The following is a 7,421-nucleotide window of genomic DNA, read 5'->3' on the forward strand; positions in this document are numbered from 1 at the left end:
GACCAGCCTACCGCTCGCTGGCCGGGTACTGGACAACCAACGGGCGGGGGCGGTCCGGGGTTCCCACGGGTGACCCCTGCCACGCATGTTCACGCACTTTGGTTCATGCGGAACAAATACCGCCGTCCAGACGAGTGACGCAGGTCACGCCGTCTCATTACGTTTGGGGGTCACATGTCATCCTCATTCATCCCCCGAGTGTTCCCCCGCCACTCGAAAGAGTGAACACGTGACCGAAGGTAAGTAACTGTATGTCAGCACGTCATACGTCCCCCGGATTGTTCCGGCGGGTGGCCCTCCCCGTGGCCGCCCTGCTGGGAGTGGTCGCGGCGGCGGGCGTCACGGTCGTGGCACTGCGCGTCACCAGCGGCGCCGACTGCTCCGGCGCGCTGCCGCTGAAGGTCGCCGTCACCCCCGCGGCCCTGGATGTCGTGAACGCCGCGGCGCAGGACTACCAGCGGTCACAGCCGGTCGTGAACGGCCGGTGCGTCCAGGTCCAGGTCGAGTCGCGCAACGCCGCGGACGTCGCGAACGAACTCCCGACCGCGCAGATCAACCCCCACTCGCTCTGGATCCCCGACTCGTCGATGTGGGCGGCCGAGGCCCAGCGCCAGTCGGCCGAGACAGGCCCGGAAGCCCCCAAGCTGGACATCAAGCCGTCCCTGGCGACCAGCCCGCTCGTGATGGCCGGGTCGGAACAGGCGATGTCCAAGATCGGCTTCCCGGTCACGCCGGTCTCGTGGGCGAAGGTCGTCGACCCGCGGGTGCAGATCTCGATGAGCGACCCGACGATGACCTCCGAAGGCCTCGCCTCGCTGTTCGTGATCCGTACTTTGCTGGGTAACGCGGACGGAACTCCCAAACCGGAATTGGTGGGCACTCTCCTCCGCGTGGGCCGCAGCGCCGTTCCTTCGGTCCGCGACGCATTCGGCAAAGTCACCACCGACGCCGAGAAGGCCCCGCTCTTCGCCGCCACCGAACAGTCCGTCGTGGCGAACAACAGGGCCGCGAAGGACAACGCCGTCCTGGGCGCCCCGCCCAAGGAAGGCACCCTCTCCTTCGACTACCCGCTGGTCCGCGTCTCCCGCCCGAACGAGCCGGAGGGCATCGGCGAGGCAGCCGCCGAGTTCGAGAAGACCCTCCGCTCCCCCGAAACCTCGAAGCGCTTCGGCGAAGCCGGCTTCCGCACCGTCCAGGGCGCGGCCCCGGCGAAGTGGTCGACCGACGTCGAGGGCGTCCAGGCGGGCGACGTCAAGCTGATCGAGACCCCGAGCGCGGACCAGGTCTCCGAACTCCTGCGCACCTGGGGCGCCATCAGCCTCGACATGCGCATGCTCACGGTCATCGACGTCTCCGGCTCGATGATCGAGAAGAGCGGCAACGGCAAGACCCGCGTGGAGGCGGCCACCGAGGCCTCGATGACCGCCCTCTCGATGCTTCCGGACACCACCGCCATCGGCCTCTGGGCGTTCTCCACCGACAAGAAGCCGCCGAACGACTGGATCGAACTGGTCCCGATCGGCCCGCTCGGCGAGCCCCTGGCAGGTGTCACCCGCCGCAAGCGCCTGGAAGCAGGCGCCTCCCAGCTCCCCGGCCTGGTCGGCGGCGGCACGGCCCTCAACGACACGACCCTGGCGGCGTTCCGCCACGTCAAGCAGGGCTACGACGCCTCGAAGGTCAACTCCGTCGTCCTCATGACGGACGGCCGCAACGACGACATCTCGTCGATCGACACCGCCGCCCTGATCGAGACGCTGAAGCGCGAGGCCGACCCCGCGAAGCCCGTGCCGATCATCATGGTGGGCCTGGGCGACGAGGTGGACATGGACGCTCTCCGCGCCATTTCCGCGGCCACCGGCGGCAAGGCGTACCAGGCGCCGAACCCGGAGGACATCCGCGCCGTCCTGCTCGACGCGGTGTCGCAGCGGCGCTGCCGCCCGAACTGCTGAAGCGAGGAAACGACAAAGCCGGGCTTCCCCACAGGGAGGCCCGGCTTCTTCTTTTCAGCCCGAAGCGCGAACGCGAACCCGCGGATCAGCTCGAATAGACCTTGGGGTCCAACGTGCCGATGTAAGGCAGGTCCCGGTACCGCTCCGCGTAGTCCAGCCCGTACCCCACGACGAACTCGTTGGGGATGTCGAACCCGACGTACTTCACCGGCACCTCGACCTTCACCGCGTCCGGCTTGCGCAGCAGGGTGCACACCTGCAACGACTTGGGCTTGCGCGACTGCAGGTTCTTCAACAGCCACGACAGCGTGAGCCCGGAGTCGATGATGTCCTCGACGATCACCACGTTCCGGTCCGCGATGTCGCGATCCAGGTCCTTCAGAATCCGCACCACGCCCGAGGACGAAGTCGAGGACCCATAAGACGAAACGGCCATGAACTCCAGCTGCACCGGGACGGGCAGCGCCCGCGCCAGGTCGGCCATGAACATCACGGCACCCTTGAGCACCGTGATCAGCACGAGGTCGGAGTCACCTTCTGGGTGATCAGCCGCGACCTGCTTGGCGAGTTCGGTGACCTTGTCGCTGATCTCCTGCTCGGTGATGAGCACGGATGCGATGTCGCCGTCGTACACGGACAGGTCCCCTCTGCTTAAGACTGTGGTTCCACAGCGAGCCTGCCATGCGCGCGCCGCACGACAAAGCCGCCAGGTAGCCAGACACCGCCCTGACCGCGCCATTCACTCACCAGTGCGTCAACACGTCGCAGGTGCGAATCGGACAGTTCAGGCACGCCCTCACCCTGCAGCCACGCCCGGAGCACTCTCCGTCGCAAAGCCACGGGCAACTCGCTGATGTCATCAACGGCACAGCAGTCGCCGGCGAACGCGGCGGCCAGCGAGTCGAGTGCGTCACAGTCCTCCCGCAACTGGGCTGCGGTCCGCGCCAAAGACGCCGCCACGCCGCCCTGCAGCACCGACTCCAGCAGCGGCAGCACCTCGGAACGCAACCGCACGCGCGTGAACGCCGGGTCGGAGTTGTGCGGGTCCTCCCACACCGAGATCCCCTGCTCCGCACAGGCAGCACGGGTGACGGCCCGGGTCACGCCCAGCAGCGGCCGTCCCCACGGCGCGTCGAACACCCGCATCCCGGCGATCGACCGGGGCCCCGACCCACGCCCCAACCCCAGCAACACCGTCTCGGCCTGGTCGTCCAGCGTGTGCCCGAGCAGCACCACCCCGGCAGCGGGCCGCAGAGCCGCGTAACGCGCGGTGCGAGCGGCGGCCTCGGGTCCACCGGCGGCGCCCACCACCACGGGTTCCACCCGGGACACGAGGCCGAAATCGGCGCACTGCTGAGCGGCGCGCAACGCCACGTCGGCGGAACCCGGTTGCAACTGGTGATCGACCACGACGGCCGAGGCACCGGGCACCAGCCGTCCGACGCAGGCGGCCAGGGCCAGGGAATCCGCGCCACCCGACACGGCCACGGTCACGGCCGGCGGTTGCACCGCGTCCAGGAACCGCCGGACCGCCGAGCGGATCTCGGCGACCGGACCGTTCACGGCGACACGCGGCGCAGCCAGCTCATCGGCTCGGCGATCTCCGCGCGGGTCGGCAGGGTGTCGGCGGACGTCCAGATCGTGTTGAAGGCGTCCATGCCGACGCGCTCGACCACGTACGAGGTGAACTCGGCGCCCTCCTCGTACTGCCGGACCTTCGCCTCGACGCCCATCACGGTGCGCAGGATCCGGTCCATCAGGCCGCCGCCCTTGCGCCGCGCGCTGAACCGGGTGCGGATGGTCGACACGGACGGCACGACCGCCGGGCCGACGGCGTCCATCACGTGGTCGGCGTGGCCTTCGAGCAAAGTGGACAGTGCGATCAGCCGGTCCAGCACGGCCTTCTGCTGCGGCGACTGGATGAGGTCGATCAGCCCCATCGGACCGTCACCGGCGCGCAGCTTGGCCCGGAAGTCGCGGATGACCTCGACCAGCGGCGCCCGCTCTTCGTCCATTGAGGACAGCAACGCGGTGACCTGGTCGGAGAAGTACTGCCGCAGCCAGGGCACGCCGGTGAACTGCAGGCGGTGCGTGCACTCGTGCAGGCACACCCACATCCGGAAGTCGTCGTCCGGCACGTCGAGGGCCTGTTGCGCCCCGACGATGTTCGGCGCCACCAGGAGCAACCGGCCGGCGAGCTGGTCGGTCGGGCTGAACGGGTCGTACTGCCCGAGCACCCGCGACGACAGGAACGCCATCACGACACCGGCCTGCACGCCGGCCGTTCCGGCGAGCAGCCCCGCCATCGGGCCGGTCTGCCGGGGCATCGCGGGCCCGGTCAGCGCCGCCAGGCCCTGCGCGGCGGCCGCCACCCACGCCGGGCGGTCCACGACCTCACCCGGCAGCAGCGGCAGTCCCTGCCCGAGCCCTGTCAGCTCGCGGACGTGCACCTCCGCCTGCGGCGCGAGCGCGCGAAGCCTGCCGACGACGTGGTCGGCCTCGTCCTTGCCGATCACCGGTCCCGGCCTGACGAGCCGCGTGGCGGTCGAAACCGCCAGCTCCCAGTCCACCGGGCCGAGCTCTGCCTCCGTCGCGCCGTTCACGCTTCCGACGCTACCTGCGCACGGGCCGCTACGAACAGCCACAACCCCGCAACGCGGCGGCGAGCACGTCCAGAGCCGGGCGCACCTCGGTCTCCGGGTTGCGGTTGCTCGCGGACATGAACGAGAACACGAGCACCCGTCCGTCCACGTCGACCACGACGCCCGCGAGCGCGTTGACGCCGGTGAGCGTGCCCGTCTTGGCCCGCACCCAGCCCTTGCCCGGTGCCGCGTCACCGCCGTAGCGACCGGCCAGGGTGCCGCTGCCGCCCGCGACGGGCAGCGCCGTCAGCAACGGCCGCAGCTTCGCGGTGCGGGCGTCATCGAGCGTGGGCTTGGCCGCGGCGGTCAGCACGTCGGTGAGCAGCTTGGCCGGGATCTTGTTCGAGGCGGACAGTCCACTGCCGTCCACGAAGGTCGCGCCGGTGAGGTCGAAGCCCGCCTTGGTCAGCACGTCCCGGACGGCCTTCACACCACCCGCGAACGACGCCTCGTTGCCGGTCTTCAGCGCGATCTCGCGGGCGACCGCCTCGGTCAGCACGTTGTCGGAGATCTGCATCATGTTGTCGACGAGCTGCTCGATCGGCGCCGACTTGACCTCGCCGAGCACCTGCGCGCCGGCCGGGGCGGCACCGGCGGTGGCGCCGGGAGCGCCGATCCGCTGCGCGAACGCGTCCGCCGCCGCCTGACCGGGGCTCGCCGTGCGCGCGCCGTTGACGTTGGACTGGTCGACCCGCCCGCCGTCGAGCATGAACGGCACGATCGGCGCGACCGACCCGCCGGCGATGTCGGCGGTCTCCCACTGCGGCCCGAGCGCCTCGCCCGCGTACCGGCTGAGGTCGAACTGGACCTTGGTGACCGGCCCCTTGGCCTTGACCTGGTTGACGAGGTCGTCGAGCGTCGCGGCGCCGGGGTAGACCGACCTGCCGGGCACGCCGGAGATCGTCGGGTCACCCCCGCCGACGATCACGACGGTGCCGGGCTCCGCGCCCGCCACGACCTTGGTCGAGAGCTGGTCGGTCCGCTCCAGGCTGAGCAGCGCGGCCGCGGCCGTGAGGACCTTCAGGCTCGACGCGGGGGTCGCGGGCGTGGTGTCGCCCTGCTGCCACAGCGCCGTGCCGCTGGCGGGGTCGACGACGCTGCCCGTCAACGTGCCGAGCGCGCTGTTGCCCGCCGGTCCGGTCAGCACTCCCTTCACGCCCGCCGCCGACGGCGCCGGGCCGCCCGCGGTGACGGCCTTGACCAGCGTCTGCACGTTCGCCGGGGCGGCGGGCGGCTTGGTCTCGACCGCCTTGGTGCCGCCGAACTCCTGGACGGCGTAGATCGTGGCGCCGGCCAGGGCGGCCACGACGACCAGGCTGAGCACGACGAGGAGGCCCTTGCGGCCCTTGCGCGGCTCCTCGGTCGCGAGCCGGTCCTCCGGCTCCTCCTCGTAGCCCGTGACGGGCAGATCGCGCGGTTCCTGCCGTGGCGGTTCCGGGCGCTGCGCTGCGGGTGCAGGGGGCGGCGACACGGGCCGGGTCTGCTCGGGCCGGGCCTGCTCAGGACGTGGCTGCGGCGGTGCCGGTGGCGGCGCGCTCTGCAGCTGGTCGACCCGCTTCGTGGGCTCGGGCCGCTGCGCCGGGGCGTCCGGTCGCACCGGCTGGTCGAACCACGACTTGTCGGACTGCGGCAGCTGGTCGACGCGCGCCGTCTTGGCGTTCGGCACCGCCAGCTCGGTGGTCCGCTGGTCGGGCTTCGGCTCGATGCGCACCGGGACGGCCCGAGGTTGGCCGACTTCTGGACCAATCGTGCCGTGAGACTTCCCACCGGCGTTTTCCGCGGAGGGCGCTTGAGGACCCCCGAAACCGGGCACTGGCACACCGGAGGGTCCTGAAGCGGCACTCGAACCGTTCGGGACGGAACGGATCGGCGAAGCCCGCGGCGGCTCCGGTGTGGACGGCGGCGACAGCACGGCGGCGAGCGGGAAACGCATCGTCGGCTGGTCCACCGGCGGACGGTTGACCTGCACCGTTGGCTGTTGCGCGGCGGCGACCGACCCGGCGTCGTCGTCCTCGGTCGGCCACTGGGGCTCGTCCGGCAAGTGGGCCTCCGCTAGCTCGGTACGGGCAATCTCACACCCACCAACCACGGCTCCGATGAGGGTTGACAAGGCGTCGTGGTCCACACTAGTGGGCATCACGAATGGGCTACATGAGCGAGGACCAGTGGAATTCGACGTCCTGATCGAGATCCCCAAGGGCGTGCGCAACAAGTACGAGGTGGACCACAAGAGTGGCCGCATCCGCCTCGACCGGACGTTGTTCACGTCGACGCAGTACCCCGCCGACTACGGGTTCATCGAGAACACGCTGGGTGAGGACGGCGACCCGCTGGACGCCCTCGTGCTCGTCCAGGAACCGACGTTCCCCGGCTGCCTGATCGCCGCTCGTGCGATCGGCATGTTCCGCATGACGGACGAGAAGGGCGGCGACGACAAGGTTCTGTGCGTCCCGGCCAACGACCCGCGCCACGAGCACCTGCGCGACATCCACCACCTGGCGGAGTTCGACCGCCTGGAGATCCAGCACTTCTTCGAGGTCTACAAGGACCTGGAGCCGGGCAAGAGCGTCGAGGGCGCGTCCTGGGTGGGCCGCACCGAGGCCGAGGCCGAGATCAAGCGCTCCTACCAGCGCCTGAAGGACGCCGAGGCACGCGGCGAGTCGTTCCACTAGGAACACACGCGAAAAGAGGGGGCTGCGCGGATGAACCGCTCCCCGGAACTTGGACTGGGAATCCAGTTCCGACTTTCCGGGGAGCGGTTGGGTGCATCCACGAAGTTCGTTGTCTGAGCGGCAGCGGGAGACCGCTGCCGCGTTGTTCGAGGCCGGGT

At 70.2% G+C, this 7,421-nt stretch carries 6 protein-coding genes; 2 read left to right on the forward strand and 4 right to left on the reverse strand.

The features are described 5' to 3' along the window. The first annotated feature begins 290 nt into the window (after positions 1–290). On the forward strand, positions 291–1,949 hold the full coding sequence (locus QSK25_RS44735; protein WP_285647746.1) for a substrate-binding and VWA domain-containing protein: 1,659 nt from the start codon (positions 291–293) through the stop codon (positions 1,947–1,949). An 85-nt stretch (positions 1,950–2,034) separates the two neighbouring features. On the opposite strand, the gene hpt is transcribed toward QSK25_RS44735, so the two are convergent. From hpt to dacB, 4 genes are read right to left on the reverse strand one after another with little or no spacing between them, the layout of a single operon-like run. Further along, the gene (hpt, locus tag QSK25_RS44740; protein WP_285647747.1) at positions 2,035–2,583 is read right to left on the reverse strand and encodes a hypoxanthine phosphoribosyltransferase; all 549 of its coding nucleotides are present in this window, start codon (positions 2,581–2,583) and stop codon (positions 2,035–2,037) included. Positions 2,584–2,600: 17 nt separating this feature from the next. Continuing rightward, entirely contained in the window at positions 2,601–3,512 is a 912-nt protein-coding gene (gene tilS / locus QSK25_RS44745) for a tRNA lysidine(34) synthetase TilS (RefSeq protein ID WP_285647749.1), read from the reverse strand. Beyond that, positions 3,509–4,552 carry an Rv3626c family coenzyme F420 biosynthesis-associated protein gene (locus tag QSK25_RS44750; protein ID WP_285647751.1) on the reverse strand — a complete coding sequence of 348 codons (1,044 nt, stop codon included), beginning with the start codon at positions 4,550–4,552 and terminating at the stop codon, positions 3,509–3,511. The genes tilS and QSK25_RS44750 overlap by 4 nt, the downstream gene beginning before the upstream one ends. A 28-nt stretch (positions 4,553–4,580) precedes the next feature. Further along, a complete protein-coding gene (gene dacB / locus QSK25_RS44755) occupies positions 4,581–6,302 on the reverse strand; it encodes a D-alanyl-D-alanine carboxypeptidase/D-alanyl-D-alanine endopeptidase (RefSeq protein WP_285647752.1) in 1,722 nt (573 codons plus the stop codon). 454 nt (positions 6,303–6,756) lie between these two features. On the opposite strand from dacB, the gene QSK25_RS44760 reads away from it, so the two are divergent. Further along, positions 6,757–7,263, forward strand: coding sequence for an inorganic diphosphatase (locus tag QSK25_RS44760; protein ID WP_285647754.1), 507 nt, complete (start codon positions 6,757–6,759; stop codon positions 7,261–7,263). The last annotated feature ends 158 nt before the right edge of the window (positions 7,264–7,421 follow it).

The organism is Lentzea sp. NBRC 102530, assembly GCF_030269365.1.
In the GTDB taxonomy this organism is placed as follows: domain Bacteria; phylum Actinomycetota; class Actinomycetes; order Mycobacteriales; family Pseudonocardiaceae; genus Lentzea.